The organism is Aeromonas sp. QDB20, from assembly GCF_027707805.1.
GTDB classification, from domain to species: Bacteria; Pseudomonadota; Gammaproteobacteria; order Enterobacterales; family Aeromonadaceae; genus Aeromonas; species Aeromonas dhakensis.
In genome coordinates this window covers 1-25,505 of the sequence record NZ_JAPCJC010000003.1, presented here as the reverse complement: position 1 = coordinate 25,505, position 25,505 = coordinate 1, and the positions used below count along the sequence as shown (strand labels likewise).

30 protein-coding genes and 1 rRNA gene are annotated in these 25,505 nt (G+C 61.4%); 17 read left to right on the top strand and 14 right to left on the bottom strand.

What is annotated here, in order from left to right; genetic code table 11:
* Positions 1 to 94: 94 nt before the first annotated feature.
* From PG897_RS03895 to PG897_RS03855, 9 genes are all read left to right on the top strand, one after another.
* The gene (locus PG897_RS03895) at positions 95 to 457 is read left to right on the top strand and encodes a PRD domain-containing protein (protein ID WP_005305914.1); all 363 of its coding nucleotides are present in this window, start codon (positions 95 to 97) and stop codon (positions 455 to 457) included.
* The gene (locus PG897_RS03890) at positions 458 to 823 is read left to right on the top strand and encodes an SFCGS family glycine-rich protein (RefSeq protein WP_005305917.1); all 366 of its coding nucleotides are present in this window, start codon (positions 458 to 460) and stop codon (positions 821 to 823) included.
* The gene (locus tag PG897_RS03885; RefSeq protein WP_017782409.1) at positions 823 to 1,119 is read left to right on the top strand and encodes a DUF4312 family protein; all 297 of its coding nucleotides are present in this window, start codon (positions 823 to 825) and stop codon (positions 1,117 to 1,119) included. The genes PG897_RS03890 and PG897_RS03885 overlap by 1 nt, the downstream gene beginning before the upstream one ends.
* Before the next feature lie 40 nt (positions 1,120 to 1,159).
* The gene (locus tag PG897_RS03880) at positions 1,160 to 1,936 is read left to right on the top strand and encodes a DUF4311 domain-containing protein (protein ID WP_043171631.1); all 777 of its coding nucleotides are present in this window, start codon (positions 1,160 to 1,162) and stop codon (positions 1,934 to 1,936) included.
* An 11-nt stretch (positions 1,937 to 1,947) separates the two neighbouring features.
* Positions 1,948 to 2,598: a DUF4310 family protein gene (locus PG897_RS03875; protein WP_017766404.1), complete on the top strand. Its 651-nt coding sequence runs from the start codon at positions 1,948 to 1,950 to the stop codon at positions 2,596 to 2,598.
* A gap of 42 nt (positions 2,599 to 2,640) precedes the next feature.
* The gene (locus tag PG897_RS03870) at positions 2,641 to 3,780 is read left to right on the top strand and encodes an amidohydrolase/deacetylase family metallohydrolase (RefSeq protein WP_201879809.1); all 1,140 of its coding nucleotides are present in this window, start codon (positions 2,641 to 2,643) and stop codon (positions 3,778 to 3,780) included.
* A complete protein-coding gene (locus tag PG897_RS03865) occupies positions 3,764 to 4,879 on the top strand; it encodes a DgaE family pyridoxal phosphate-dependent ammonia lyase (RefSeq protein WP_201879806.1) in 1,116 nt (371 codons plus the stop codon). The genes PG897_RS03870 and PG897_RS03865 overlap by 17 nt, the downstream gene beginning before the upstream one ends.
* Positions 4,879 to 5,619 carry a 2-dehydro-3-deoxy-phosphogluconate aldolase gene (dagF, locus tag PG897_RS03860; protein WP_201879804.1) on the top strand — a complete coding sequence of 247 codons (741 nt, stop codon included), beginning with the start codon at positions 4,879 to 4,881 and terminating at the stop codon, positions 5,617 to 5,619. Before PG897_RS03865 ends, dagF begins: the two co-directional genes overlap by 1 nt.
* 103 nt (positions 5,620 to 5,722) lie before the next feature.
* Positions 5,723 to 7,627, top strand: coding sequence for a BglG family transcription antiterminator (locus PG897_RS03855; protein ID WP_201879801.1), 1,905 nt, complete (start codon positions 5,723 to 5,725; stop codon positions 7,625 to 7,627).
* Positions 7,628 to 7,642: 15 nt separating this feature from the next.
* Here PG897_RS03855 and npr read toward each other — a convergent pair whose 3' ends face one another.
* From npr to PG897_RS03805, 10 genes are all read right to left on the bottom strand, one after another.
* A complete protein-coding gene (gene npr / locus PG897_RS03850; RefSeq protein WP_005305943.1) occupies positions 7,643 to 7,915 on the bottom strand; it encodes a PTS phosphocarrier protein NPr in 273 nt (90 codons plus the stop codon).
* Positions 7,916 to 7,935: 20 nt separating this feature from the next.
* Positions 7,936 to 8,802, bottom strand: a complete 867-nt coding sequence (rapZ, locus tag PG897_RS03845; protein WP_005305946.1) for an RNase adapter RapZ — start codon at positions 8,800 to 8,802, stop codon at positions 7,936 to 7,938.
* Between the two features lie 42 nt (positions 8,803 to 8,844).
* On the bottom strand, positions 8,845 to 9,291 hold the full coding sequence (ptsN, locus tag PG897_RS03840) for a PTS IIA-like nitrogen regulatory protein PtsN (protein WP_005305951.1): 447 nt from the start codon (positions 9,289 to 9,291) through the stop codon (positions 8,845 to 8,847).
* 2 nt (positions 9,292 to 9,293) lie between these two features.
* Entirely contained in the window at positions 9,294 to 9,581 is a 288-nt protein-coding gene (gene hpf / locus PG897_RS03835; RefSeq protein ID WP_005305957.1) for a ribosome hibernation promoting factor, read from the bottom strand.
* Between the two features lie 21 nt (positions 9,582 to 9,602).
* The gene (locus PG897_RS03830) at positions 9,603 to 11,042 is read right to left on the bottom strand and encodes an RNA polymerase factor sigma-54 (protein ID WP_201879798.1); all 1,440 of its coding nucleotides are present in this window, start codon (positions 11,040 to 11,042) and stop codon (positions 9,603 to 9,605) included.
* Positions 11,043 to 11,107: 65 nt separating this feature from the next.
* On the bottom strand, positions 11,108 to 11,833 hold the full coding sequence (lptB, locus tag PG897_RS03825; RefSeq protein WP_005305964.1) for an LPS export ABC transporter ATP-binding protein: 726 nt from the start codon (positions 11,831 to 11,833) through the stop codon (positions 11,108 to 11,110).
* Between the two features lie 3 nt (positions 11,834 to 11,836).
* Positions 11,837 to 12,364, bottom strand: coding sequence for a lipopolysaccharide transport periplasmic protein LptA (gene lptA, locus PG897_RS03820; RefSeq protein ID WP_010635928.1), 528 nt, complete (start codon positions 12,362 to 12,364; stop codon positions 11,837 to 11,839).
* Positions 12,351 to 12,911, bottom strand: coding sequence for an LPS export ABC transporter periplasmic protein LptC (gene lptC / locus PG897_RS03815; RefSeq protein WP_054543610.1), 561 nt, complete (start codon positions 12,909 to 12,911; stop codon positions 12,351 to 12,353). The genes lptA and lptC overlap by 14 nt, the downstream gene beginning before the upstream one ends.
* A complete protein-coding gene (gene kdsC / locus PG897_RS03810; RefSeq protein WP_017766397.1) occupies positions 12,908 to 13,462 on the bottom strand; it encodes a 3-deoxy-manno-octulosonate-8-phosphatase KdsC in 555 nt (184 codons plus the stop codon). The genes lptC and kdsC overlap by 4 nt, the downstream gene beginning before the upstream one ends.
* Positions 13,462 to 14,457 (bottom strand): KpsF/GutQ family sugar-phosphate isomerase, encoded by a 996-nt coding sequence (locus PG897_RS03805; protein WP_005305976.1) that lies wholly within the window; start codon positions 14,455 to 14,457, stop codon positions 13,462 to 13,464. Before PG897_RS03805 ends, kdsC begins: the two co-directional genes overlap by 1 nt.
* 207 nt (positions 14,458 to 14,664) lie before the next feature.
* Here PG897_RS03805 and mlaF point away from each other — a divergent pair, with 207 nt between their 5' ends.
* The 7 genes from mlaF to murA are packed head-to-tail and all read left to right on the top strand — an operon-like array spanning position 14,665 to position 19,185.
* Positions 14,665 to 15,465 carry a phospholipid ABC transporter ATP-binding protein MlaF gene (mlaF, locus tag PG897_RS03800; RefSeq protein WP_005305979.1) on the top strand — a complete coding sequence of 267 codons (801 nt, stop codon included), beginning with the start codon at positions 14,665 to 14,667 and terminating at the stop codon, positions 15,463 to 15,465.
* Positions 15,465 to 16,244 carry a lipid asymmetry maintenance ABC transporter permease subunit MlaE gene (mlaE, locus tag PG897_RS03795; RefSeq protein ID WP_005305981.1) on the top strand — a complete coding sequence of 260 codons (780 nt, stop codon included), beginning with the start codon at positions 15,465 to 15,467 and terminating at the stop codon, positions 16,242 to 16,244. The genes mlaF and mlaE overlap by 1 nt, the downstream gene beginning before the upstream one ends.
* Before the next feature lie 7 nt (positions 16,245 to 16,251).
* Positions 16,252 to 16,743 carry an outer membrane lipid asymmetry maintenance protein MlaD gene (gene mlaD / locus PG897_RS03790; RefSeq protein WP_005305985.1) on the top strand — a complete coding sequence of 164 codons (492 nt, stop codon included), beginning with the start codon at positions 16,252 to 16,254 and terminating at the stop codon, positions 16,741 to 16,743.
* A 9-nt stretch (positions 16,744 to 16,752) separates the two neighbouring features.
* Positions 16,753 to 17,385, top strand: coding sequence for a phospholipid-binding protein MlaC (gene mlaC / locus PG897_RS03785; protein WP_005305988.1), 633 nt, complete (start codon positions 16,753 to 16,755; stop codon positions 17,383 to 17,385).
* The gene (locus PG897_RS03780; protein WP_005305991.1) at positions 17,382 to 17,654 is read left to right on the top strand and encodes an STAS domain-containing protein; all 273 of its coding nucleotides are present in this window, start codon (positions 17,382 to 17,384) and stop codon (positions 17,652 to 17,654) included. Before mlaC ends, PG897_RS03780 begins: the two co-directional genes overlap by 4 nt.
* The gene (ibaG, locus tag PG897_RS03775) at positions 17,654 to 17,911 is read left to right on the top strand and encodes a BolA family iron metabolism protein IbaG (protein ID WP_005306001.1); all 258 of its coding nucleotides are present in this window, start codon (positions 17,654 to 17,656) and stop codon (positions 17,909 to 17,911) included. Before PG897_RS03780 ends, ibaG begins: the two co-directional genes overlap by 1 nt.
* A 17-nt stretch (positions 17,912 to 17,928) precedes the next feature.
* On the top strand, positions 17,929 to 19,185 hold the full coding sequence (murA, locus tag PG897_RS03770) for a UDP-N-acetylglucosamine 1-carboxyvinyltransferase (protein WP_201879795.1): 1,257 nt from the start codon (positions 17,929 to 17,931) through the stop codon (positions 19,183 to 19,185).
* Positions 19,186 to 19,273: 88 nt separating this feature from the next.
* On the opposite strand, the gene pmbA is transcribed toward murA, so the two are convergent.
* Positions 19,274 to 20,617 (bottom strand): metalloprotease PmbA, encoded by a 1,344-nt coding sequence (gene pmbA / locus PG897_RS03765; RefSeq protein ID WP_201880117.1) that lies wholly within the window; start codon positions 20,615 to 20,617, stop codon positions 19,274 to 19,276.
* Positions 20,618 to 20,730: 113 nt separating this feature from the next.
* On the opposite strand from pmbA, the gene yjgA reads away from it, so the two are divergent.
* Complete coding sequence (gene yjgA, locus PG897_RS03760; RefSeq protein ID WP_010635921.1) at positions 20,731 to 21,255, top strand: ribosome biogenesis factor YjgA; 525 nt, start codon at positions 20,731 to 20,733, stop codon at positions 21,253 to 21,255.
* Between the two features lie 85 nt (positions 21,256 to 21,340).
* Here yjgA and PG897_RS03755 read toward each other — a convergent pair whose 3' ends face one another.
* The 3 genes from PG897_RS03755 to rrf all read right to left on the bottom strand — a co-directional run bounded on the left by PG897_RS03755 (position 21,341) and on the right by rrf (position 25,368).
* Positions 21,341 to 24,424, bottom strand: coding sequence for a transglycosylase domain-containing protein (locus PG897_RS03755; RefSeq protein ID WP_201879755.1), 3,084 nt, complete (start codon positions 24,422 to 24,424; stop codon positions 21,341 to 21,343).
* A 216-nt stretch (positions 24,425 to 24,640) separates the two neighbouring features.
* Positions 24,641 to 24,958 (bottom strand): PTS system regulator TmaR, encoded by a 318-nt coding sequence (gene tmaR / locus PG897_RS03750; RefSeq protein WP_005306016.1) that lies wholly within the window; start codon positions 24,956 to 24,958, stop codon positions 24,641 to 24,643.
* Positions 24,959 to 25,253: 295 nt separating this feature from the next.
* A 5S ribosomal RNA gene (gene rrf, locus PG897_RS03745) occupies positions 25,254 to 25,368 on the bottom strand.
* Positions 25,369 to 25,505 lie beyond the last annotated feature (137 nt).

Here is a 25,505-nt window from a genome sequence, read left to right as displayed (position 1 = left end):
TTTCCGCTTCGAATCGGAAAAACGGTGCCTCCTCTCCCGAACATGACCGGCTTAGGGTAACGCTATCCCTTCTGCCAGCCTTGGAGAGCAGACATTGCACACAGAGACCCATGACCAGCCCCTGACCCCGGACAGCCCTGCCCTGTTGCGCCAAACCGACCAGATCCTGGCGCGCATCCATATCCTGCTGGCCGAACAGGGCATCCGCCCCAACGAGGTACAGCAGCAGATGCTGGCCTCTCACGTCAAAGCCATGGTGTGGCGCTCCCACAGTGGCGAGCCGCTGCCGGAGGTCGACCTCAGCCTGTTCGAGGAGATCTCCCCCCTCTCCCTGCGTCTGGCCGAGCAGGTCGTCAGCTGGCTGGAGCGGCTCGCCTATGAAGAGGCGCACCTCTTGTCCGTCCATTTCGAAGTAGCCAAAGAAAACGAACTCAGTTCAGTCAAAGGAGAATGCTAAATGACAGCCATCAAACTCGTGATCGGTGATCGCCTCGGCAAGGGCCAGAAAGTCGGTGCAGGCGCGGAAGCCGCCGGTGCCAGCGTGACCGTCATCCCCGGCATGGCCGCCGACATGAAGCTCGGCGACGTGATGAACAAGGAGCAGGCGGATCTCGGCATCTCCTTCTGCGGCAGCGGCGGCGCCGGCGCCATCACGGCCCAGACCAAGTACGGCTACAAGTGCCGCTACGGCATGCGCTCCATCGAAGAGGGCGTGACCGCCATCAACGAGGGGTGCGTGGTGCTCGGCTTCGGCTTCATGGACAAGGAAGAGCTGGGCCAGAAGCTGGTCGAGGCGTTTGCCAAGAAACACGGACGCGCCTGATGAAAGAGGACTTCACCACCCAGGTCACCGTCAACGGCAAGGGCGCGACCCGTCAGCAGGCGTTCGCCGCCGCCCTCAGCCAGGTGCAATCCACGCTGCTCAAGGACAACCCGCGGGTGCTGCTGCGCATCGAACCGGTCGAGATCGAGGTGATCGAGGCCGAGGAGTCGGTCCGGGTGGAGAAGTTCCTGTTCTTCTTCCTGCCGCGCCAGCGCCACGAATACCGGGTTCGGCTCGCCATCACGGTCAGGGTCACCAGCCTGGACACCGACAAGGTGACCTTTACCCGGGTGTGACACCGCCCGCGGCAACACCGCCACAAGAAGGATACATGGGATGTTTCTAATCATATTTATCAAGTCACTCATCATTGGCGGCCTGGTTGGCGTCGGGGTGGGGGCCGGCGCTGCACGGATGTTCCACGCCCCGACCGTGCAGGGGATGGGCGCCTTCCGTACCCTGGGCGAGCTCAACTCCTGCGAAGGGGATCCCGCCTCCCATTTCTCGTTTGGTCTGGGCTTCTACTTCAACGCCTGGGCCTCCACGGTCGCAGCCGGCGCCTTCACCCAGGACGTGGATCACCGCATCTTGCCGAACTGGGGCGCGGCAGCCCTGATGATCAAGAACCGGGATCTCGCCACCACCCTGCATGACCCGAAGAAGATGGCCATCGCTTGCGGCATCATAGGTGCCATCGTGGTCGCCTTCCTCAACAGTACCGCCGCCGCCGTGCCGGCCGCCCTGCAGGTCACCGCGGTCAAGGTACTGGTGCCGGCCGCCAACCTGCTGGTCAACACCGTCATGCCGGTGATCTTCTGGCTGGCCGCCATCGAGGCGGGCAAGAAGTCCGGCTTCTGGGCCACTATCTTCGGCGGTCTGGCCCAGCTCATCATGGGCAACGCGGTACCGGGTCTGGTGCTCGGCATCCTGATCGGCAAGGGGGTGGAAGAGAGTGGCTGGAACCACGTCACCAAGGTGATGATGGCCGCCATCGTCCTGCTGTTCGTGCTGAGCGGCTTCTTCCGCGGCTTCGACATGAAACTCATCGAGTCCTTCCATCTGGGCATTCCCCTGTGGCTGGAAAACGTCCATAACCTGCTGAGCGGCAAATAAGGGGTCACACCGTGGATGAGAAACTGAAAAACAACTTCTGGTATGCCGACTGGTCTTTCCCCATCTTCGTCGGCCTGCTCTCGGCCGGGGTCTTTGCCGGTACCCACATGTTCTACCTGTACGGGGTCGGCGCCTTCAACGAGGTGGCCTTCGTCGCCATGCTCAAGGCCGGGATGGACACCGGCGCCTACGGCGCGGTGGCGGCCTTCGGCGCCAGCTTCCTGTTCGCCCGCATCATCGAGGGCTCTCTGGTGGGGATCCTGGACATCGGCGGTGCCATCCAGACCGGGGTCGGCCTCGGCGTGCCCGCCCTGCTGCTGGGGGCCGGCATCATCTATCCGGTGGAGAACTTCCCCGCTTCGCTGGTGACCGGCATGGTGATTGGTCTGGCCATCGGCTATGTGATCATCCTGGCGCGCAAGTTCACCATCAACCAGAGCAACTCCACCTACGGGGCGGATGTGATGATGGGGGCTGGCAACAGCTCGGGCCGCTTCCTCGGCCCCCTCATCATCCTCTCCGCCATGGGCGCCTCCATCCCCATCGGCATCGGCTCCCTGCTGGGTGCGCTGCTGTTCTACGTGTGGGGCAAACCCATCACTGGTGGCGCCATCCTGGGGGCCATGCTGCTGGGTACCTTCTTCCCGGTTGCGCTTGCATAACCATCCGCCGCCCTGCGGGGCGGCACGCTAGAGGCCATCAGCATGTACGACATCATCATCAGAGCGGGGCGCCAGGGAGATGGCCAGCTCGTCGATATCGCCATCCAGCAGGGCAAAATCGCCGCCCTCGGCTCCCTGCCAGAGACGGCCATGGCGCAGCAGACCCTGGATCTCGGCGGCCGGGTGCATGTGAGCGCCGGCTGGATCGACGGCCACACCCACTGCTACCCCGCCTCCCCCCTCTATCACGATGAACCGGACAAGGTGGGCGTTGAGTCCGGCGTCACCACCGTCATCGACGCCGGCAGCACCGGGGCCGACGACGTGGATGACTTCCAGCGTCTCGCCGCCGGCTGCAAGACCCGGGTGCACGCCCTGCTCAACGTCTCTCGCATCGGCCTGCTGCGCCAGAACGAGCTGGCCGACAGCCGGGACCTCGATATGGATCTCGCCTCGGCGGCCATTGCCCGCCACCCCGGCTTCATCGTCGGCATCAAGGCGCGGATGAGCGGCAGCGTGGTGGGTGAGAACGGCCTGCAGCCGCTGCGCATGGCCAAGGCACTGCAACAGGCCCACGGTCGGCTGCCGCTGATGGTACACGTGGGCAACACGCCGCCGGATCTGGACGAGATCGTCGCCCTGCTGGGGGATGGCGATCTGCTGACCCACTGCTTCAACGGCAAGCCCAATCGCATCCTGACCCCGGCCGGCGAGCTGCGCCAGGCGGTGCGTGAGGCGATGCAGCGGGGTCTCTTGCTCGACATCGGCCACGGCGGCGCCAGCTTCAGCTTCGAGGTCGCGGAATTGGCCATTGCCCAGGGGATCCTGCCCCGCACCATCAGCTCCGACATCTACTGCAAGAACCGCATCAAGGGGCCTGTCTACAGCCTGGCCCACGTGATGTCGAAGTTTCTCACCATCGGCATGACCCTGGAGCAGGTACTGGCCTGCGTCACCCACCATGCCGCCGATGCCCTGCGCCTGTCCGGCAAGGGGCGACTCGAGGTGGGCGCCGATGCCGATCTGACCCTGTTCGAGGTGATGAACGGCCCCACCCTCTTTACCGATACCGAAGCCGGCGCCCGCAATGGCGACCAGAAGTTGCTGCCCCTCGCCGCCCTGGTCGGTGGCGAACTGGTTCTGACTCACTATGGGAAATCACACCATGCCTTCTGTGTATGAGAAATATCAGCTCAAACCGGTGATCAACGCCTCCGGGCGCATGACCATTCTCGGCGTCTCCACCCCCGAGCAGGAGGTGGTCGATGCGGTCAACTTCGGCCTTGGCCACTACTTCGAGGTGAAGGATCTGGTCAACAAGACCGGCGCCTACCTGGCCGGCTTGCTGGGTGTGGAAGATGCGGTGGTGGTCTCCTGCGCCAGCGCCGGCATCGCCCAGTCGGTGGCCGCCGTGATCGTGCGCGGCGACCCCTACCGCCTCGAGCAGTTGCATGCTCATGCCCACAATGTGCCGAGCGAAATCGTGCTGCCCAAGGGACACAACGTCAACTTCGGCGCCCCGGTCGGCACCATGGTCAACCTGGGGGGCGGCAAGGTGGTGGAGGCCGGCTACGCCAACGAGTGTTCTGCCGCCCAGCTGGCCGCCGCCATCAATGCCAATACCGCAGCCATCCTCTACATCAAGTCTCACCACTGCGTGCAAAAGAGCATTCTGTCGGTGGCCGAGGCAGCCGAGGTGGCCAAGGCCCACGGGCTCCCGCTCATCGTCGATGCGGCGGCCGAGGAGGATCTGCGTCTCTACTACAACCTGGGGGCCGACCTGGTCATCTACAGCGGCGCCAAGGCCATCGAAGGGCCCACCAGCGGGCTGGTACTCGGCAAGCGTCAGTACGTGGAGTGGGTCAAGCAGCAGGCCAACGGCATCGGCCGTGCCATGAAGGTGGGCAAGGAGGGGATCCTCGGCCTCACCCACGCCATCGAGCGCTACCTGGTCAAAGAGAAGGAGAGCGGCGCCGCCATGGTCGCCAAGATGACCCCCTTCATCGAGCGGCTCAACCAGCTGCCCGGCGTCAGCGCCAAGGTGGTGTGGGACAGCGCTGGGCGCGACATCGCCCGCACCGATATCGCCTTCGACCACCAGCAGATCGGCATGACCACAGTGCAGGTCGTCGCCCGTCTGCAGCAGGGCACGCCTGCCATCTACTGCCGCGGCTACAAGGCCAACGAGGGGCACATCGAGATCGACGTGCGCAGCGTCACCCTGCCCCAGCTCGACCAGATCCATGCCGCTATTGCCCACCTCGTTCCGGAGAACAACTGATGTCTTTGACTCCCAATTACTACCTCGATCGGGTCTGCCTCAACGTGCTGGCCGGCTCCCGACAGAATGCCGTCGACATTTATGAGGCCGCCGAGGGGCACGTGCTGGTCGGTGTGCTCTCCAAGAACTACCCGGATGTGCCCTCCGCCGTCGCTGACATGCAGGCCTACGCCAAGCTAATCGACAACGCTCTCTCCATCGGGCTGGGGGCCGGCGATCCGCGCCAGTCCGCCATGGTGGCCGAGCTGGCTCGCCAGCTGCAGCCCCAGCACGTCAACCAGGTGTTCACCGGGGTCGGCGCCAGCCGGGCGCTGCTCGGCCAGTCTGACACCCTCGTCAATGGCCTTGTCTCCCCCAGCGGCACACCGGGGATGGTGAAGATCTCCACCGGCCCCCTGAGTAGCCAGCAGCCCGACGGCATAGTACCCATCGACACCGCCATCGCCCTGCTCAAGGACATGGGCGGCAGCTCGGTCAAGTTCTTTCCCATGGGCGGGCTGGCCTGCCGCGCCGAGTATCAGGCGGTGGCCGAGGCCTGTGCACGCCACGGCTTCTGGCTGGAGCCCACCGGCGGCATCGATCTGGACAACTTCGAGGAGATAGTGCGAATTGCGCTGGATGCCGGGGTCGAGAAGGTGATCCCCCACGTCTACAGTTCCATCATCGACAGCGCAAGCGGTCAGACCCGTCCCGAGGACGTACGCACCCTGCTGGCCAAGGTGAAGCGACTGCTGGCCTGACAGCCCTCAGGCACCGGTCCGATCACTGGCCGGTGCCTGGCTTGTCATTGACTCGCTTGTTAACATCGATTTTTTATTCTGCGACAGGAGTCCGATCCCCCTCATGACCAAGCTGTCCCACCCCAGACTCCAGCAACTGCTCACCCTGCTCCACGCCGAACCGCTGCCGCAGGAGGAGCTGGCCCGCCGCCTCAACGTCTCCACCCGCACCGTGCGCACCGACGTGGCGACCCTCAACGAGATCATCGCCACCCGGGGCGCCCACCTGATCCACCAGCGCGGCAGCGGCTATCAGCTCAAGATCTACAATCAGGAGCTGTTCGAGGCGCTGCTGGCGGCCCAGGAGCAGGAGAGCGGATTGCCTCGCACCAGCCGCGAGCGGGTGCTGCACCTGCAGATCCTGTTGTTGACGGCGGAGCAGGGCATCAAGCTCGACGAGCTGGCGGACACCTGGTATCTGAGCCGGGCGGCGCTGCAGGGGGACATGGCGGAGGTGCGGGATCGGCTCGCCCACTTCGACCTCGCCATCGACAGCAAACCCAGGCAGGGGATGCGGATCCAGGGGGGAGAGACGGCCATCCGCGCCTGCCTCACCCAGCTGCTCTATCAGGAGCTGCTGCACAGCAACCCGCTGCAGAGCCTGCTGCCCAACCTCTGTCCCAGCAAGACGCTGGAGGTAGTGGGCAATCACATCCACGAGCAGCTCGGCCACCACCAGCTGCGCCTGGCCGACGAGAGCCTGCAGCAGCTCGCCATCTACTGCGCCGTCGCCCTGCTGCGCCAGGCGGCAGGCCACGAACTGCGCCAATTCACCGGCGAAGATCTCACGGCGCCGCTGCTGGCGGTCGCCCGCGACATCTATGGCGAGCTGCCGACCCTGACCCCGCCGGGGGAAGAGGAGATAGCCTGCCTCGCCATCCAGATCCAGGCCCGCCTCACCGCCGATGCCCCCCAGCTCAGCCCGGCCATGGCGGCCGAGAGCGAGCAGCTGGTGGATCATCTGCTGGCCTACATCCACCAGCACTACCCCTATGACCTGCGCGGCGACCTGCAACTGCGGGCCGACCTGCAGACCCATATCAGTGCCATGCTGCTGCGGGTCAAATACCAGATTGGCAGCCACAATCCGCTGGCAGACCACATCAAGCAGTATTACCCCCTCGCCTACGACATCACGCTGGCGGCCATCTCGGAGTGGATCAAGCAGACCCCTTACCGGCTGACCCACCACGAGATAGGCTATCTGGTGATCCATATCGGGGTCGGACTGGAGCGTCACTACGACATCGGTTACACCCGCCGTCCCCAGGCGCTGCTGTTGTGCGATGCGGGCAACGCCACCTTCCGGGTACTGGAGGCCCGCATCAAGCGGGAATATCCCCAGCTGCAGTTGACCACGCTGGAATCGGTGCGGGATTACGAAGGGCTGGTGCGAGTCGAGCAGGATTTCGTCATCAGTACCGTCAAAGTGAGCGACAAGAACGTGCCCGTGGTGCAGGTCGCCCCCTTCCCGACCCAGTACCAGCTGGAGCAGCTCGGCAAGCTGGTGCTGATCGATCGCACCCGCCCCTACCTGCTCGACAAGTACTTCGATGCCGACCACTTCATGGTGGTCAGCGAACCGCTCAGCCAGGGGGCGCTGTTTGATCGCATCTGCAGCCAGCTGGAGGCGGAGGATCTGGTGGAGAGCGGCTTTCGGGGCTCCTTGCAGGAGCGGGAGCGGATCGTCTCCACCCTGCTGGGAGACGGCATCGCCCTGCCCCACTCCCTCGGTCTGCTGGCGCGCCGCACCCTGGTCTATACCGTGCTGGCCCCGCAGGGGATTGACTGGGGCAACGGCGAGAGCGCGACCCTCATCTTCGTGCTGGCCATCGCCAAGGCCGACTATGAGGAGGCGATGGGGCTCTACGACCTGTTCCTGGCGTTGATGAACGAAAAAGCCAGCAGGAATCTGCTGGCTTATCGGGACTTTGCCGCCTTCAAGACGCTGGCACGCTGCGCACCTTGAGCATCCAGGAGTCTGCTACTCCTCGTTGAAGCCCGAGGTGAACAGCGCCACCACGGCGGCCAGTGCCTCCACTTCCTCGGGCCCCTCCACCTGAACCTCCACCTGCTTGCCTTGGGCGGAGTCCAGCATCAGCAGGCCGATCACGCTGTCCGCGTCGGCCTCGACCCCCTCTTCGTTGCGCAGCAACACGTGGGCATCGAACCCCTGCACCAGCTCGAACAGCATCATGGCCGGTCTGGCATGCATGCCCAGTTTGTTTTTCACTTCCACCGAGGCTGAGACGGTCATCTGATCTTCCTATTGGTCCATCAAAATTGCGGCGCACTCTTGTCGAGGGTGCGGTGGCGGATCTGGACGTTCTTGCCCAGCAGGCGGAAGGCGCCGGCCAGCTGCTCGGCAATGAATACCGATCTGTGCTGGCCACCGGTACAGCCGATGCCGACCGTCACATAGCTGCGATTGTTGCGCTCCAGGTGGGGCAGCCAGGTCGCCAGCATGTTCTCGATCTGCAGGATGAACTGCATCACGTCGGGCTGGCTGGAGAGGTAGCGGGCCACCGGCTCATCCTTGCCGGTGAAAGGCTTGAGCTCCGGGATCCAGTGCGGATTGGGCAGGAAGCGGGCGTCGAACACGAAGTCGGCATCCTTGGGGATACCGTACTTGAAGCCGAACGACTCGAACACCAGCACCAGCTCGTTCTCCTTCTTACCGAGCACCCGGGTCTTGATGAGCTCGCTCAGGTCGTGAATGCTGAGGTTGGTGGTGTCGATGCGCAGGTCGGCCGTCGAGGAGAGCGGCGCCAGCAGGTGGGTCTCTTCCCGGATCGCCTCGTCGAGCGACAGCTTGTTGCGCGACAAGGGGTGCAGCCGGCGGCTCTCGCCGTAGCGCTTGAGCAGGGTGGAGTTTTCCGCATCGAAGAAGAAGCTAGTGAACTCCACTCGACCCTCGTTGCGTACCTGAGCCAGCAGGGTTTCCAGCTTGTCTGAACTCGCCGGCAGGTTGCGCACGTCGATGCTGACCGCCAGCTTGTCATACTGGCTCTCGACCGACACGATCAACTGGGGCAGCAGGTTGACCGGCAGGTTATCCACGCAGTAATAACCGAGATCCTCCAGCACACGCAGGGCAACTGTCTTGCCCGAGCCGGAGCGCCCACTCACCACTATTAATTGCATCTTGTTCCCTCACCGCTTGGCGTCATTGCAAGGGCCTGCATCTCAGGCCGATGTCATGATCTGATAGAGTTCTTCATCGCTGGTTGCCTGGCGCAACTGGCGGCATACCGCCTTGTCACCCAGTTTGGATGCCATCAGGGAAAGGGTCTTGAGGTGCTGCTTGCACTCGCTTTCCGGCACCAGCAGGGCAAACAGCAGGTCAACCGGTTGATTGTCGATGGAATCGAAGGGGATAGGCTCTGCAAAGGTCATCAGGATCGCGGTCGGCGGAAACTCGTCGCCGATCCGGCCGTGGGGAATGGCGATACCGGCACCGATCCCGGTACTGCCCATCTTTTCTCGCGCCAGCAGGCACTCGAAGAGCACCTGACGAGAGGTCCCCAGGCGCTCAGCGGCTAACTCGCTGATGATCTCCAGGGCGCGTTTCTTGCTGGTACAAGGGACCGCACTTTTGGTGCAGTCCCGACTCAGTATGTGTTCAAGTTGCATGGTTATTTTTGGTTTAACTTATCTTTGTGCTTGATGATCTGCCGATCCAGCTTGTCCAGCAGGGTATCAATCGCCGCATACATGTCAGCATGTTGCGAGTTGGCGAACACCTCACCCCCGCTGACATGCAGCTTGGCTTCGGCGATCTGGTTCAGTTTTTCTACGCTCAACACCACATGAACATTGTTGATGTGGTCAAAGTGACGCTCGAGTTTGGCAAATTTGTTGTTCACATAATCACGCAGAGCTTCGGTGATCTCGACATGGTGTCCGGTCAGGTTGATTTGCATAACGTCTTCCTTTTGTTTTGCCTAAACCAGGCGTTTGCGCTGATTGGATGGCGGGATCAACAAGGATTCACGGTACTTTGCGATCGTGCGTCTCGCCACCATAATACCCTGTTCGGCCAGCAAATCCGCGATCTTGCTATCACTTAGCGGCTTGGCGGGATTCTCCGCCGTGACCAGCTTCTTGATGAGCGCGCGAATTGCGGTCGATGAGCACTCTCCTCCTCCCTCGGTGTTCACATGGCTGGAGAAAAAAAACTTCAGTTCGAAGATGCCGCGCGGCGTGTGCATGTACTTCTGGGTGGTCACCCGCGAGATGGTCGACTCGTGCATCTCCACCGCTTCGGCGATGTCGTTGAGCACCATGGGTTTCATGGCCTCTTCACCGTATTCGAAGAAGCCCTGCTGCTGCTCGACGATGCAGCTGGCCACCTTGAGCAGGGTGTCGTTGCGGCTCTCCAGACTCTTGATGAACCACTTGGCTTCCTGCAGGTGGGAGCGGATGAACTGGGTATCCTGACTGGTGCGGGCCTGTCTGGCCATGGCGGCATAGGTCTCATTGACCCGGATGCGCGGGGCCGAGTCCGGGTTGAGCTCGACCACCCACTTGTTGCCCTTCTTGACCACGGAAACATCCGGGATCACGTACTGGGATTCGATCTGGATGACGCCATTACCGGGCCGCGGCTCCAGCTGCTGAATGAGATCCAGCACCTCCTTGAGGTCGTTCTCCTTCAGCTTGGTCTTGCGGGCCAGGGTGCGGTAATCGCGGTTGCCGAGCAGATCCATGTGCTCGAGGATCACCTCCCTGGCTTCGTTGAGCCAGGGCAAGTCAGGGGAGTACTGGCCCAGCTGGATCAGCAGGCACTCCTGCACCGAGCGGGCGGCGATGCCGACCGGATCGAAATGCTGCACCCGCTTGAGCACGGCCTCCACTTCATCGAGTTCCACCTCGACATCCTCGCTGCTCACCGCCGCCTGAATATCCTCAAGCGACACCGTCAGATAACCGGATTCGTCGATAGCATCTATGATGGCGAGGGCGATGGCGGCATCCACGTCGCTGAACGGGGTCAAGCGCATCTGCCACAACAGGTAGTCCTGCAGGTTCTCGGTAGTCTCACCCTGATAGATGCTGTCTTCCCCGTCATGGATGGGGCCTGCGCTCTGGGCCGTGCCGGCCGAATAGACCTCTTCCCAGGTGGTATCCACCGGCAGTTCGTCCGGCATTTGGTCCTGGGCCATGGCATCGCTGGAATCGAGCTGGCTGACGTCCACCTGGTCGACCGGGCTGGTCTCCTGAACGTCGTTTTCCTCTTGCTCCAGCAAGGGGTTGTTGTCGAGCGCTTGCTGAATTTCCTGCTGGAGTTCCAGAGTGGAGAGCTGGAGCAGACGAATCGCTTGTTGTAATTGCGGCGTCATGGTCAGGGACTGACCGAGACGCAACTGTAATGTCGGCTTCATCTACGTCGGGATATCCTTATGGTCAGCGAGGCAGTCGTCACAGGAAATGAAGAGATGCCCCCTTACTATAGACTGAATTGATCGCCCAAATAGACGCGCTTGACCTGCTCATCGGCGAGTATTTCCGCCGGCGCCCCTTCGGCAATCATCTTGCCGTGGCTGACGATATAGGCCTTCTCACATACGTCCAGAGTCTCTCTGACGTTATGGTCGGTGATCAAGACGCCCAGGCCTCTATCTTTGAGGTGCTGGATGATCTTCTTGATGTCTATCACAGAAATGGGGTCTACCCCGGCAAAAGGTTCATCCAGCAGGATAAAACGCGGCTCCGCCGCCAGCGCACGGGCGATCTCGACCCGGCGCCGCTCACCGCCCGACAGGCTCTGCCCCAGGCTGTCGCGGATATGGGTGATGTTGAACTCTTCCAGCAGTTGCTGAACCTTGTCCTCCCGCTCCTCACGGCTCAATCCCTTGCGGGTCTGCATGACCCCCATCAGGTTGTCGAACACCGACAGGCGCCGGAAGATGGAGGCCTCCTGCGGCAGATAGCCGATACCGTTGCGGGCACGGATATGCATGGGTTGCAGGCTGATGTCCTGATCATCGATGGTGATGAGACCGGCATCGCTCTGCACCAGCCCCACGATCATGTAGAAGGAGGTGGTCTTGCCGGCGCCGTTCGGACCGAGCAGGCCGACGATCTGACCGGTGCCCACTTCCAGGCTCACGTCGCTGACCACCATGCGGCGCTTGTAGCTCTTTTGCAGGCCGGCTGCTTTCAACACTGCCATGGTTTATTTTCCCTGCTTCTTCTGATCGGCCGGCTTGTCGAAACTCTCGACCTGATCCGGCAGGAACACCGTCTTGACCCGCTGGTTCGGGGTCTTGCTCTCGGCAACCATCTTCTGTTTGACGATGTCGTAGCGAATGAGATCGCCATTGACCTGGCTGTCTTCCTGCTTGAGCTGGCCATCGCCGGTGATGGTCACCAGCCGGTTCTTGAGCTCATAGCGGATGCTGTTGCCGTGGGCATTGACCGGCTTGCCGTTGTCCAGGATCTGGAAGAAGGTGGCTGGCTTGCCATAGGCCGTCATCACCTCGGCCCCCTTCTCGCCGGAGCGGATCACCACCACCTTGTCGGCCTTGATCTTGATGGAACCTTGAGTGATGGTCACATCCTGTTCGAAGGTGATGCGGTTGTCCTGCAGCTCGGCCACCTGCTTGACCGCGTCCACATAGACCTTCTCGGCAAAGTCGGACTCTTTGGCGCTCACGGTGCCGCACAGCAGCAGGGCCGCGAGGGCCAGATTAGCGTTTTTCATTGAAATAGATGGCATGGCCCTGATCCAGTAATTCGAAATATTTGCGTTCCAGATGACCCTTCAGGCCAACGCCCTCGGTCTGGAAGTCCTTACCCACTATGCTGACCTGCTGATTGCTTCTCACGTTCTGGGTCACCAGATCCAGCTCCAGATAGGGGGTATCCAGCGTGGAGATGAAGGAGGTCGGCAGCAGACCGTCCAGATGCACCTTGTCCCGCAGGATCACGTTGTCATCGGTGTTGAGCACCCCGGTCTCGGCGTTGACCTTCCACTCGGCTTCGCCCTGCTTGTCGAACATGTAGACCACCGGCTTGTCGAAGGTGGCCTGTTCCAGGATCTGGTAATACTCCGCATAGCGGGACTCCAGTCGCTCGGTGCGCATCCCCTCGGCATTGAAGCGGGTCGTCACCAGATTCTTGGCGGTGAAGTCCGGCTGATAATTTTCCACCTTGGTAGTCGGCTCCGGCGCCAGCTCGATATCGCCGAGCTGCCAGGCCGCCAGCGCCACTAGAAACAGCAGGGCAAACAACAGGGTCTGTCTGCTCATACCGAGGCCTCAGGCTGATAATCACCCAGCCCCTGAGCCTGCAGGATGAGATCGCACACCTCGCGCACCGCCCCCACCCCACCGGCCAGCCGGGTCACCATGTCGGCGCGCGCCAGCACCAGCGGATGGGCGTCGGCCACGGCAATGCCGAGGCCGCAGGCCTGCATCACCGGCAGATCGATGGTGTCATCTCCCATATAGGCTGCTTGCGATGCATCCAGCCCCAGCTTGGCCAGCAGCGCCTCGAAGTGGGGCAGCTTCTGATCCGCCCCCTGCACCAGGTGCTGCACCCCCAGGCTCTTCATCCGATCGCTGACGATGCGGGAGTTGCGCCCGGTGATGATGGCAATCTCGATGCCGGCATTGAGCAGCGCCCGCATACCGGCGCCGTCGCGAGTGCAGAAGGTTTTCAGCTCTTCGCCGTCATTTCCCATGTAGATGAGGCCGTTGGAGAGCACCCCGTCCACATCGCACACCAGCAGGCGGATCTGCGCCGCCTGATCAAACTGGCTGCGCGTCACCGGACCATAGAGGGTCGGTACGTTTTGCATCAAATTACTCCGGCTTTCAGCAGGTCGTGCATGTTGAAGGCCCCCAGCGGGCGCTTGTCGCCATCCACGACCAGTAATCCGTTGATCTTTCTGGTTTCCATCAGCTTGACGGCCTCGGCCGCCATCATCTCTGGTCCCACGGTAACACAGTTCACCGTCATGACGCGGCTGATCGGGGTGTGATGGATATCCACCTGCAGATCCAGAATGCGGCGCAGGTCGCCATCGGTGAACAGGCCGGCCAGCACGCCGTTGCCATCAACCACCGCCGTCATGCCGAGTCCCTTGCGGCTCACTTCCAGCAGTGCCTGGCTGATGGTGGCATCTATCCCCACCTGGGGCAACAGCTCGCCGCTGTGCATCAGATCGCCGACTCGCAGCAGCAAGCGCTTGCCGAGCGACCCGCCCGGGTGAGAGAGTGCAAAATCGTCGGCGGTAAAACCGCGGGCTTCCAGCAGGGCCACCGCCAGCGCATCGCCCATCACCAGGGTCGCTGTGGTACTGGAGGTCGGCGCCAGCCCCAGCGGGCAGGCTTCCTTCTCCACCTTGATGCACAGGTGCACGTTGGCTTCTTTTGCCATGGTGGAGGCCGGGTTGCCGGTCATGCAGATGAGCGGAATGCCGCGGCGCTTGAGTACTGGCAGCAGGGCCAGGATCTCGTCGCTCTCACCGGAGTTGGAGATGGCGATAATGAGATCACCGCCGGAGATCATCCCCAGATCGCCGTGGCTGGCTTCACCCGGATGGAGGAAGAAGGCGGGCGTGCCGGTGCTGGCCAGGGTCGCAGCTATCTTGCTTCCGACATGACCTGACTTGCCCATGCCGGTGACCACTATCTTGCCACTGCAACGCAGTATCATCTCGCACGCCTGATCGAAGGCATCGTTCAGGTACTGGTAGAGTCCATCAATCGCTTGTTTCTCGATGTCCAGCACGGTACGGGCGCTGCGACGAAAATCGAACAGTTCAGACACTTTTTCAGACTTTACAGACATAAAGGCACAGCTCCGGGCTGAAATTTGCTGCGGGATTATAAAAAAGTCTGTCGAGATAAGCGAATCGGATACTTCTTGGGCGTAAAAGAGAGACAATTGGTTACAAAAAACTGTCGCGCGTCTGGATGGGCAGACTGTTCAATAGTTGTTCCTTGCTGTTGCTTAGACCTAGACTAGCCCATAAAATTCGCTCTTCATTTACACCGGATGGACAATTGTTTGAACGATGACCTGATCACCATCTCCGACCTGACCTTCAGTCACGGAGATCGGCTGTTATACGACGGGATAAACCTGACCATTCCCCGTGGCAAGGTCACTGCGGTCATGGGCCCCAGCGGCATCGGCAAGACCACCTTGCTGCGGTTGATCGGCGGCCAGCTCAAGCCCGAGTCCGGTCATATCCTGTTTGACGGGGAAGATATCCCCACCCTCTCCCGCTCGCGCCTGTACGAAGTGCGCAAGCGGATGAGCATGCTGTTCCAGAGCGGCGCCCTGTTTACAGGCATGACGGTGTACGACAACGTGGCCTTCCCGCTGCGCGAGCACTCCGGCCTGCCAGAAGAGCTGATCCACACCATCGTCATGATGAAGCTGCAGGCGGTGGGCCTGCGCGGCGCGGCAAAGCTGATGCCCTCCGAGCTCTCCGGCGGTATGGCCAGACGCGCAGCGCTGGCCCGCTCCATCGCGCTGGATCCGGACCTCATCATGTATGACGAGCCGTTCGTCGGCCAGGATCCCATCACCATGGCGGTGCTGGTGAAGCTCATCAAGGATATGAACGATGCCCTCGGTATCACCTCCGTCATCGTCACCCACGACGTGAAGGAGGTGCTGAGCATCGCCGACTACGCCTATATCATCGCCAACCGCAAGGTTGTGGCGCACGGCACGCCGGCCCAGCTGCGCGAGGAGCACAATCCCGAGGTCGAGCAGTTCCTGAAGGGACTGCCCGACGGTCCTGTTCCGTTTCATTTTCCGGCAGGCGAGCTGCTACAGGATCTCTGATGTTGACAAGCCAGGTAAGCAAACTGGGGCGAAGCGGGGTGCGGTTCATCAGCGCCATCGGCCGCGCCACCATCATGTTGTTTCACGCGTTGGCGGGCAAACCCGCGCCGCGCAAGCACTTTCCGCTGTTGGTACAGCAGCTCTATGTGGTCGGGGTGCAGTCAGTCGCCATCATTCTGGTGTCGGGCCTGTTCATTGGCATGGTGCTCTCGCTGCAGGGCTACAACGTCCTGAAGGACTTTGGCGCCGAGCAGAGCCTGGGCCCGCTGGTCTCCCTCTCCCTGCTGCGGGAGCTGGGCCCGGTGGTGACCGCCCTGCTGTTTGCCGGTCGTGCGGGCTCCGCCCTCACCGCCGAGATCGGTCTGATGAAGGCCACCGAGCAGCTTTCGAGCCTCGAGATGATGGCGGTGGATCCGCTGCGTCGGGTGGTGGCACCGCGCTTCTGGGCCGGGGTCATCAGCATGCCGCTGCTGGCCTTCATGTTCAGCCTGATCGGCATCTTTGGCGGCAAGCTGGTCGGGGTGGACTGGCTGGGGGTCGATGAGGGGGGCTTCTGGTCCGCCATGCAGGCCTCCGTCGACTGGCAGGATGACATCATGCAGGGCGCCATCAAGAGCCTGATCTTCGCCCTGGTGGTCACCTGGATTGCGCTCTTTAACGGTTATGATGCCAAGCCGACCTCGGCCGGGATCAGTCAGGCCACGACCCGTACCGTGGTCCACTCCTCCCTGGCCGTGCTCGGCCTGGATTTTATACTCACCGCAGTCATGTTTGGATAAGGTAAAGATGAAGTTCAGCAAAGTAGAATTCCTGGTTGGCACCTTCATGCTGGCCGGCATCGGTGCCATTCTGGCATTGGCACTGCAAGTGGCCGGTTTGAGTTTCAAACCGGAAGGAGAAACCTATACCCTGCGCGCCCATTTCGATAATATCGGCGGCCTGAAAGTACGCTCTCCGGTCAAGGTGGGCGGCGTGGTGGTCGGTCGGGTCAGCGACATCAGCCTGGACGCCAAGAGCCAGGTTCCGGTCGTCTCCCTGCAGATGCAGAAGAGCGCCGGCGAGTTCTCCGAGACCAGCACCCTCTCCATCCTGACCTCAGGCCTGCTGGGTGAGCAGTACATCGGCCTGGTACCCGGTTTTACCGATGAGGAGATGGGCACCAGCATGCTCAAGGATGGCGACATGATTGAAGACACCAAATCCGCCATTGTGCTGGAAGACCTGATTGGCAAATTCCTCTACAGCCAGTCTTCCGACACCAAGTCAGACAGCAAGTAAGGAGTAACCATGTTCAAGAAGATCGCCCTGTTGCTGGGCCTGATGACCAGCATGCTGTTTTCCCTGACCGCGCAAGCCACCGACGCCACCGACCCCTACGCCCTGGTGGATCAGGCTGCCAAGCAGACCTTCGCTCGCCTGAAATCCGATCAGGCTCAGGTGAAGAGCAACCCGGATCACCTGCGGGTGATCATCCGCGAAGAGCTGCTGCCCTACGTGGACAACCGCTTCGCCGCCTACAAGGTGCTCGGCAACCAGATCAAGCAGACCACCCCGGCCCAGCGTGACGCCTTCGTTGAGGTGTTCACCGAGTACATGGTGAGCTCCTACGCCGACGCCCTGGCCCATTTCGACAAGCAGACCGTCAAGGTCGAGCCGGGCAAGGCCGCCGGTGACAGCAACATCACCGCCGTCAACGTCAGCGTGAAAGAGGCCGGCAAGCCGGACATCTTCCTCGAGTTCAAGCTGCGCAAGAACAACAAGACCGGAGAATGGAAAGCCTTCGACATGGTCGCCGAGGGGATCAGCCTGCTCTCTGCCAAACAGAATGAGCTGGGTGGCCTCATTCGCCAGAACGGCATCGATGCGGTGATCGCCCAGCTGCGCGCCCACAATGCCAAGCCGTTGGTGCTCAAGTCATGAGACTGAGCGGCGAGCTGCAAGCGGCTCAGGTGATTGAGCTGTGGCAACGGCGGGCCGACTGGTGGCAGGAAGATCTGCTCGAGCTCGGCGATGTGACCACGCTGGATTCCGCCGGGCTGGCCCTGCTGGTCAAATGGGCCAAAGCCGCTCTGGCACGAGGCGCCACACCGCAACTGGTGGGCGCCTCCGCTGATTTCTATACCCTGGCCAACCTCTACGGAGTGGCCGGATTGTTTCAATCAACCCCGCTCACAACTGAGGACGCATAATGCAAGTCTCTGAAATTGAAGCGATACTCCTCGAGGCTCTGCCATTGTCCGAAGTCCATGTCAAAGGGGATGGCAGTCACTACCAAGTGATCGCCGTCGGTGACATGTTTGACGGCATGAGCCGGGTCAAGAAGCAGCAGGCCATCTATGCCCCGCTGATGGACAAGATCGCCAGCAACGCCATTCACGCACTCTCCATCAAGGCCTTTACCGATGCCGAGTGGAAACGCGAACGTAAATTTCTACTGCCCTCCTGATTTGGTATCAAACGTAAATGGACAAATTCAAGATCGATGGTCGTTGTACTCTCAACGGCGAAGTGACCATCTCTGGCGCCAAGAACGCCGCTCTGCCGATCCTGTTCGCCACCCTGCTGTGTGACGAGGAGATCCACCTCTCCAACGTGCCGCGTCTGAAAGACGTAGGGACCACCATCAAGCTGCTGGAGATGCTGGGCGCCACCACCAAGGTGAACGGCAACGTGACCGTGCTGACCGGCGCCGTGAACAACCACGTCGCCCCCTACGAGCTGGTGAAAACCATGCGCGCCTCCATCCTGGCGCTGGGCCCGCTGGCCGCCCGTTTTGGCGCGGCTGACGTCTCCCTGCCCGGCGGCTGCGCCATCGGTGCCCGTCCGGTCAACCTGCACGTGCACGGTCTGGAGCTGATGGGCGCCAAGATCGTCATCGAGGAGGGTTACATCAAGGCCCGCGTCGACGGTCGCCTGAAGGGTGCCCACATCCTGATGGACATGGTCTCCGTCACCGGTACCGAAAACCTGATGATGGCCGCCACCCTGGCTGACGGCCGCACAGTGATCGAAAACGCTGCGCGCGAGCCGGAAGTGGTCGATCTGGCCCACTTCCTCAACGCGCTGGGCGCCAAGATCCAGGGCGCGGGCACCGACACCCTGATCATCGACGGTGTCGAGCGTCTGCACGGCGGCAACTACAGCGTGCAACCGGATCGTATCGAAACCGGTACCTTCCTGGTGGGCGCCGCGGTCACCGGCGGCAAGATCACCTGCCGCAACACCGACCCGTCCCTGCTGGAAGCGGTTCTGGTCAAGCTGGAAGAGGCCGGTGCCCTGATTGAGAAGGGTGAAGACTGGATTACCCTCGACATGACCGGTCGTACCCTCAAGCCGGTCACCATCAAGACTGCTCCCTACCCGGCCTTCCCGACCGACATGCAGGCCCAGTTCACCGTGCTGAACGCGGTGGCCAAGGGCACCGGCATGGTCACCGAGACCATCTTCGAGAACCGCTTCATGCACGTGCCCGAGCTGGTACGGATGGGCGCCGACATCGAACTGCAGGGCAACGTGGCCATCTGCCGCGACACCGAGCAACTCAAGGGTGCCCAGGTGATGGCAACCGACCTGCGCGCCTCCGCCAGTCTGGTGCTGGCCGGCTTCGTGGCCGAAGGCTCTACCATAGTCGATCGCATCTACCACATCGACCGTGGCTACGAAGACATCGAGCAGAAGCTGCAAGGCCTCGGCGGCCGCATCGAGCGCATCAAGGGCTGATTGCTGCCCCTGAGCAAAGCCGATACAAAAAGGCCCCTCGCATAGCGAGGGGCCTTTTTCATGAGCGCGGATCGGCGGGATGGTGGGGTCAGTGTCCCGCCAGCTTCATGTTCTCGACCAGCACCGAGCCTGTCTTGAGGCTGGAGCGCTCATCCTCGTCGCTACCCACCGCCACTATGTGGCTGAACATCTCTGCCAGGTTGCCGGCGATGGTGATCTCCTCGACCGGATAGGCTATCTCGCCATTCTCGACCCAGAAACCGGCGGCGCCGCGGGAGTAGTCACCATTGACGATGTTTACCCCCTGCCCCATCAACTCGGTCACCAGCAGGCCGGTGCCCATCTCCTTGAGCATGCCATTGAAATCCTGACCGGTGCTGGAGACCTGCCAGTTGTGGATGCCGCCGGCGTGGCCTGTGCTGGTCAGCCCCAGCTTGCGGGCGGAGTAGGAGGTGAGCAGCCAGCTCATCAGCTCGCCATTGCGCACTATGTCCATGTCGCGGGTAAGCACCCCTTCCCCATCAAACGGGGTGCTGGCGAGCCCTCCCAGCAGGTGGGGGAATTCCTGGATGGTGAGCCACTCGGGCAGGATCTGCTTGCCCAGCTTGTCCAGCAGAAAGCTCGACTTGCGATAGAGATTGCCACCGCTGATGGCCATCACCAGATGACCCCACAGACCGGCCGCCGTATCGGGATGGAACAGCACGGGTGCATGGCGGGTGGCGATCTTGCGGGCACCGAGGCGGGAGACGGTGCGCTCCACCGCCTCATCTGCAATGCGCTGCGGGCTCCAGAGGCCCGCCAGGGTACGGCTGGAGGAGTAACCGTAATCACGCTGCATGTCGCCGTCCTGCTCGCCGATCAACACGCAGCTCAGGGAATTGCGCGAGGCGGCATAGCCTTTGACGAAGCCATGACTGTTGCCATAGACCTTGATGCCGAGGTGACTGGAGAAACCAGCGCCGTCGGAGTGTTTGATACGGGCATCGCGCCCCAGCGCCAACCGCTCGCACTCGGTGGCCAGCTCGATGCCATATTGGGGATCCAGCGCGACCGGGTGGCACAGCTGCAGATCCGGGGCGTTCCAGGCCAGCAGATCTGCATCTGCCAGACCGGCGCACTCATCAGGGGAGGTATGGCGAGCAATCTCCATGGCCGCTTCCACGGCGGCGCGAATGGCTGACGGGCTCAGATCCGTGGTGGACGAGGATCCCTTGCAGCCATCGCGATAGACGGCGATGCCGAGCGCGCCATCCTTGTTGAATTCGATGCTTTCCAGTTCACAACCGCGGGTGTTGACCGACAACCCGGTCTGTTTGCTGATGGAGACTTCGGCCAGCGAGGCGCCCAGTCCCTTGGCGATATCCAGGGCCTCGGCAACCACGGCCTCGAGATGGGCTTGATCCTGGCGGATTTGGTCTTGCTGATCCATAACTCACATCTGTATGAAGGAAGGAAAGGGGCTAAGCATATCAGACCCCTGCGCCCAGCGGGAGAAGCTGGTAACATATCCGCCAAACGTGAATGACAGGAATCAAGAGACCGATGAGTCAATATCAAGACGACAACGAGTGGGAAGACTGGGGCCCCAGCAAGAGCCAGCTCAAGCGTGATGCCGAGGCGCTGCAGAAGATGGGGGAAGAGATCGTCTCCCTCAGCCACAGCGAACTGGAGAAGATCCCGCTGGATGAAGAGCTGGCCGAAGCGGTCGAACTGGGCCGCAAGCTCAAGCCGAAGAAGGACGAGTCTTTCCGCCGCCACCTGCAGTTCATCGGCCGGTTGATGCGCAGCCGCGATGTGGAGCCCATCGTCGAGGCGCTCTCCATCATCAAGAATCGCCACTCCACCGTCAACGCCCGCCTGCACCGGCTGGAACAGTGGCGCGAGCGGCTGATCAACGAAGGCGACAGCGCCCTCAACGAGCTGATGTCCCAGTTCCACGAGCTGGACCGCCAGAAGCTGCGCCAGCTGATCCGCACCGCCAACAAGGAGCGGGAGCTGAACAAGCCGCCGGTGGCCTATCGCGAGATGTACCAGTATCTGCGCGGCGAGATCGAAGATCTGCTGTAAGTGATGACTCACGTTCGCCGACAGGCGGCGGTCAACACAAAATGAAACGGGGCCTATACGGCCCCGTTTTTCATGGCGTGAAGGGTCAGTTACCCGCTACGCACTGGGTGTGGGTTTCCGGTTGCAGATAGGGCATCAGCAGCGGCGCCATCCCCTTGAGCACCTGTACCGGCAGGGCCGAGGTGAAGCGGAACTTGTCAGACTGGCTGCCGGGCACATAGGCCGTCAGGGTGCCGAAGTGATCATCCCCGATGTAGAAGACGAAGGTGGCGGTCCGGTTGCGGGCCAGCGAACTGGTCACGTTGCCGTAGCGGCCCACCGTCTCGATCCGGTTGTCACCGGTCCCCGTCTTGCCCCCCATCTGCAGCACTGTGCCGTCCGGCAGGGCGAAGGCACCGGCGATGCGCCTGGCGGTTCCCCCTTCCACCACCTTCGACAACGCGTTGCGCAGGGCGGTGGCCACTTCGACCGGCAATACCCGGGTTCCCTCGGTCTGCGCTGGCGTGAATTCGGTCTCGAATGGCGTACCCTTGGCAAACGAGAGGTGCTCGATGCGCAGGGTCGGCGCGCGGATGCCGCCATTCTGGATGATCCCCATCAGCTCGGCCAACGCGGCAGGGCGATCGCCCGAACTGCCCAGCGCGGTCGCCAGCGACGGCACCAGGTGATCGAACGGATAGCCCAGTCTGGCCCAGCGCTGATGGATATCGAGGAAGGCCTCGACCTCCAGCATGGTGCGGATCCGGCTGTCGCGGGCGCTGCGGTGCCGGGTCTTGAACAGCCAGCTGTAGACCTCCTGCCGTTCGTCCCGGCTCGCCTCGACGGCATCGGCGAAGGTGGCCTTGTCAAACTCCTTGAGATAGGAGAGCAGCCACAGCTCCAGCGGGTGTACCCGGGCAATATAGCCCTGATCCGGCAGCGAATACTTGCCGGGACCATAGCTGGTGTAGAGCTGCTCGATGCGCCGCTCACTCAGCTTCTCCCGCGGCAGACGTTTGGCCAGGAAGGCCGCGAAGGTCTCCTGCGAGGCATCCGGCATCAGGTAGCGGTGCACGGCGGCAAGGCGCACGGCGCTGGGTTTGAGGCCATCCAGGAAAGTGTCGAGTTGCTCCTCCGGAGTCTTGCCACGGTATTTGCGCCAGAAGCGCAGCAGATAGGTCTGCCCCTCCTTGTCCGCAAACTTGGCCAGATATTCGGTGCGGCGCGGATCCTTGTCATCCTTGAGCAGCTGGGCGCGGTTGCCCTCCCGGTAGAGGCTGTAGCGAACGATATCGCGCATCAAGCGTACGAACGGCAGGTTGATGGACTCGCGCAGCGCGTCGCGAATGGCCGGAATGCGGCCGTTGTCTTCGCGCCGGAAGTTGTTGAAGGTGTGCATGCCGCCACCGGTGAAGAACCCTTCGTTCGGGCTGGCGGAATACTTGCGATCCAGCGCAGCCTCCAGCATCGGGGGCAGGCTCTTGTCCTTGGCAGTCATCAGGTAAGATACGGCCCAGCGGCTGATGTTGTCCTGATCCGACACCTCAATCTTGCGCAGGCTCTCGGCCGACATGCCGGCATAACTGTCGTGCAGCTCGGAGACGATCTCCAGATAGGTGGTCAGCACCCGCAGCTTGGCGGTAGAGCCCAACTCCAGCTTGCTGCCCTCGTTGATGTCGAACGGCTGATCCGTGTTGTCGGTCTGCACCCGCACCTTGAAGCCCTGCGGCGATTTCTCGAACAGGGTGAAGCTGTACTTCACATCCCCCGTCTTCTCCGGCGAGAGCAGGCGCTCACCAAACAGGCCGACCTGAGCGGCAAACGTCGGATCAGCCAACTGTTGCAGGTAATGGGAAACCTCGTTTTGCAGCGGCATGTTGAGGCTAGTGTCAGCCGTCAGATCGAGCCGATCCAGATCGTAGAGCTGCACCCCGAGCTGACGGCTGAGACGGGTACGGGCAACCTGCAACCCCTTGTTGTTGTTGACCTTGGTCACCGCGGGGGACTGCAGGAAATCACGGAAGGTGATCTTGGCCTTCAGCGCAGCCTCCATCAGCGGCGGCGTGATCATCCCTTCCTGCACGAACAGGCGCAGATAGCTGTCGGTCAGAGTGGCCAGAGCCTCTCGTCCCTGAGCCAGGTAATAGGAGGGGCGGCGATGGGCAATCATCAACGAGACTACCTGACGCAGCGCCAGCCCCTGCTCCGCCAGCGAGGCATCCTGGTTGCGAGCGGGATCCAGCAGCCGGTTCACCTCGTCAACATTGGCACCGAACCAGACCCAGAGGCCATCACCCAGACCGTGCACCTCGCCATAACCGGGGGCCGCCGAGAGTGGCACCGAGTTGAGGTAGGCCCAGGCAACCAGCTTGCGTGCCTCCAGGGTCTCCGGCCCAAGCCGGTAAGCCCGCACGCTGGCGGACGCCATTTGGCGGATCTTCTCGGTGGGGGAGAGCGTCAGGCCATCCGGCGAGTGGCGGTACTTCTCGACCTGGGTCGCCAGGGTACTGCCGCCGGCCGACTGATCCTGCATATCCAGCGCCTTGCCCACCTGGGACATGGCCGCCTTGGCAAAACGGGGCCAGTCCACGGCCGGGTTGGCCAGCGGATGCTCATTGCTGAGCAGATCGCGGTTCTCGATGAACAGCAGCGACTGGATCACCAGCGGCGGGATGGAGGCAAAGTCCGGATAATAGTGGGTCGGATACTTGAACTGATAGAAGGGTTCCGCCCGGCAATCATGCAGGGTCAGACCGGCCTGAACCTTCTCGGTATAGGGGACGAAGAAGCCGCGGCTGGCGTAGTCATACAAGGCATCGGAGAAATGCACCTGCTCGCTGACCTGATAGCCACGCTGCAGCAGACGCTCCTGCATCATGGGCAGCAGCACATAACCCAGCCGCTTGTCGAAGGGGCCATCCTCGGGGAAGGCAATCTGCTTGCTGAGACCGGGCTCGACCTGATAGGTCAGCTTGGCGGCATAGCGGGAGATCTCCTGCGACTGCAGGCGCGACGTCTGCATCTCATAGCCCACCAGAGCAATCACGGCGGCCAGGCACAGCAAAAAGAGAAAGCAGAACAGCCAGCGCCACCAGGGACGACGCTTGCGCTTGTACTTCCCGTCCGCGCTTGGGACAGATGAATCCTGATATGCCACTTTGTTCAAATCCGTCTGTTCTGATGCGCCCATATCAGCCCCACCATGGTTGCGCAATTTATTGTGTTTCACTCAAGCTTAGTCGTTTCAAGTCAATGGCTTGAAATCTATTGACCGCTTTGTAGTGATGGTAACAGGGCGATCATGAAAAGGGGAGCCGATTGTTGCAGAGCGGCGAGAGATCCGAGCTGATGGCAGAAAGCAAAACACCGGCCATGGGCCGGTGTTTTGGGAGAATAATGAGCGAGCTTACTTGCTGGAGCTCATCGCCTTGAGCTTGGAGCTCAGGTCTTTACGCTCCTTGGAGAGCTCGGCGTTTTTGATGATGTGATCATCAACGCGCTCTTCATAGTCGGCGCGCATGTTGGCGATGATGGCCTGAACCTCATCGATGCTCATGCCAGGCTTGATGTAATCGCTCAGGTTGTCGAGCAGCAGCACCCGCTTCTGGTTGTCACGGATCTTCTTCTCATTGTCTGCAATTTCACGCTTGAGCTTGTTCTGACGACGGGACATACGCACATATTCCAGTACATCGCTGAAGGTGGACTTGTTTACTTGTTCCATATCGATACCACTGACGTAAGGTTGATAAAAGCAGGCCAAGTTGCATCCGTACCAGAGAAACGAGCATGAGAGAGTACGGGCCAACCCAAGATGCCCTTTACTCTACCGAGTTATGAAGCAGATACAACCCTAATTGCAGCTCTGACGCCGGGTTTCGGCAGAGGAGAGCCGAGTGGGGAATAAGGTGTGAGACAGGCACTGCTCATGCATCGAAGAACAGCAGTCAAACATGAATCAAGCTGAATTTCAGGCAATAAAAAAGCCCGCTCAGATGAGCGGGCTTCTTCAATTGGGTGCCTGGCAGTGTCCTACTCTCGCATGGCGAATGCCACACTACCATCGGCGCTACAGCGTTTCACTTCTGAGTTCGGCATGGGGTCAGGTGGTTCCACTGCGCTATTGCCGCCAGGCAAAAATCTTCAATCTGAAAAAGCTGATTTAATTCTTCGTTCTCGGTATCTGCTACAAGTCTTCGAACACTTCTTGGGTGTTGTATGGTTAAGCCTCACGGGTAATTAGTATGGGTTAGCTCAACACGTCGCCGCGC

Coding starts and splice junctions, on each gene's coding strand:
- lptC (WP_054543610.1), bottom strand. CDS start 12,911: ATGAGCAGACAGACCCTGTTGTTTGCCCTGCTGTTTCTAGTGGCGCTG.
- PG897_RS03880 (WP_043171631.1), top strand. CDS start 1,160: ATGTTTCTAATCATATTTATCAAGTCACTCATCATTGGCGGCCTGGTT.
- PG897_RS03855 (WP_201879801.1), top strand. CDS start 5,723: ATGACCAAGCTGTCCCACCCCAGACTCCAGCAACTGCTCACCCTGCTC.
- mlaE (WP_005305981.1), top strand. CDS start 15,465: ATGTTGACAAGCCAGGTAAGCAAACTGGGGCGAAGCGGGGTGCGGTTC.
- PG897_RS03780 (WP_005305991.1), top strand. CDS start 17,382: ATGAGACTGAGCGGCGAGCTGCAAGCGGCTCAGGTGATTGAGCTGTGG.
- PG897_RS03885 (WP_017782409.1), top strand. CDS start 823: ATGAAAGAGGACTTCACCACCCAGGTCACCGTCAACGGCAAGGGCGCG.
- hpf (WP_005305957.1), bottom strand. CDS start 9,581: ATGCAAATCAACCTGACCGGACACCATGTCGAGATCACCGAAGCTCTG.
- rapZ (WP_005305946.1), bottom strand. CDS start 8,802: ATGCAATTAATAGTGGTGAGTGGGCGCTCCGGCTCGGGCAAGACAGTT.
- PG897_RS03865 (WP_201879806.1), top strand. CDS start 3,764: ATGCCTTCTGTGTATGAGAAATATCAGCTCAAACCGGTGATCAACGCC.
- PG897_RS03870 (WP_201879809.1), top strand. CDS start 2,641: ATGTACGACATCATCATCAGAGCGGGGCGCCAGGGAGATGGCCAGCTC.
- PG897_RS03830 (WP_201879798.1), bottom strand. CDS start 11,042: ATGAAGCCGACATTACAGTTGCGTCTCGGTCAGTCCCTGACCATGACG.
- mlaF (WP_005305979.1), top strand. CDS start 14,665: ATGGACAATTGTTTGAACGATGACCTGATCACCATCTCCGACCTGACC.
- lptB (WP_005305964.1), bottom strand. CDS start 11,833: ATGGCAGTGTTGAAAGCAGCCGGCCTGCAAAAGAGCTACAAGCGCCGC.
- mlaC (WP_005305988.1), top strand. CDS start 16,753: ATGTTCAAGAAGATCGCCCTGTTGCTGGGCCTGATGACCAGCATGCTG.
- dagF (WP_201879804.1), top strand. CDS start 4,879: ATGTCTTTGACTCCCAATTACTACCTCGATCGGGTCTGCCTCAACGTG.
- ptsN (WP_005305951.1), bottom strand. CDS start 9,291: ATGCAACTTGAACACATACTGAGTCGGGACTGCACCAAAAGTGCGGTC.
- murA (WP_201879795.1), top strand. CDS start 17,929: ATGGACAAATTCAAGATCGATGGTCGTTGTACTCTCAACGGCGAAGTG.
- ibaG (WP_005306001.1), top strand. CDS start 17,654: ATGCAAGTCTCTGAAATTGAAGCGATACTCCTCGAGGCTCTGCCATTG.
- PG897_RS03890 (WP_005305917.1), top strand. CDS start 458: ATGACAGCCATCAAACTCGTGATCGGTGATCGCCTCGGCAAGGGCCAG.
- yjgA (WP_010635921.1), top strand. CDS start 20,731: ATGAGTCAATATCAAGACGACAACGAGTGGGAAGACTGGGGCCCCAGC.
- pmbA (WP_201880117.1), bottom strand. CDS start 20,617: ATGGATCAGCAAGACCAAATCCGCCAGGATCAAGCCCATCTCGAGGCC.
- PG897_RS03755 (WP_201879755.1), bottom strand. CDS start 24,424: ATGGGCGCATCAGAACAGACGGATTTGAACAAAGTGGCATATCAGGAT.
- PG897_RS03805 (WP_005305976.1), bottom strand. CDS start 14,457: ATGTCTGTAAAGTCTGAAAAAGTGTCTGAACTGTTCGATTTTCGTCGC.
- tmaR (WP_005306016.1), bottom strand. CDS start 24,958: ATGGAACAAGTAAACAAGTCCACCTTCAGCGATGTACTGGAATATGTG.
- npr (WP_005305943.1), bottom strand. CDS start 7,915: ATGACCGTCTCAGCCTCGGTGGAAGTGAAAAACAAACTGGGCATGCAT.
- lptA (WP_010635928.1), bottom strand. CDS start 12,364: ATGAAAAACGCTAATCTGGCCCTCGCGGCCCTGCTGCTGTGCGGCACC.
- mlaD (WP_005305985.1), top strand. CDS start 16,252: ATGAAGTTCAGCAAAGTAGAATTCCTGGTTGGCACCTTCATGCTGGCC.
- kdsC (WP_017766397.1), bottom strand. CDS start 13,462: ATGCAAAACGTACCGACCCTCTATGGTCCGGTGACGCGCAGCCAGTTT.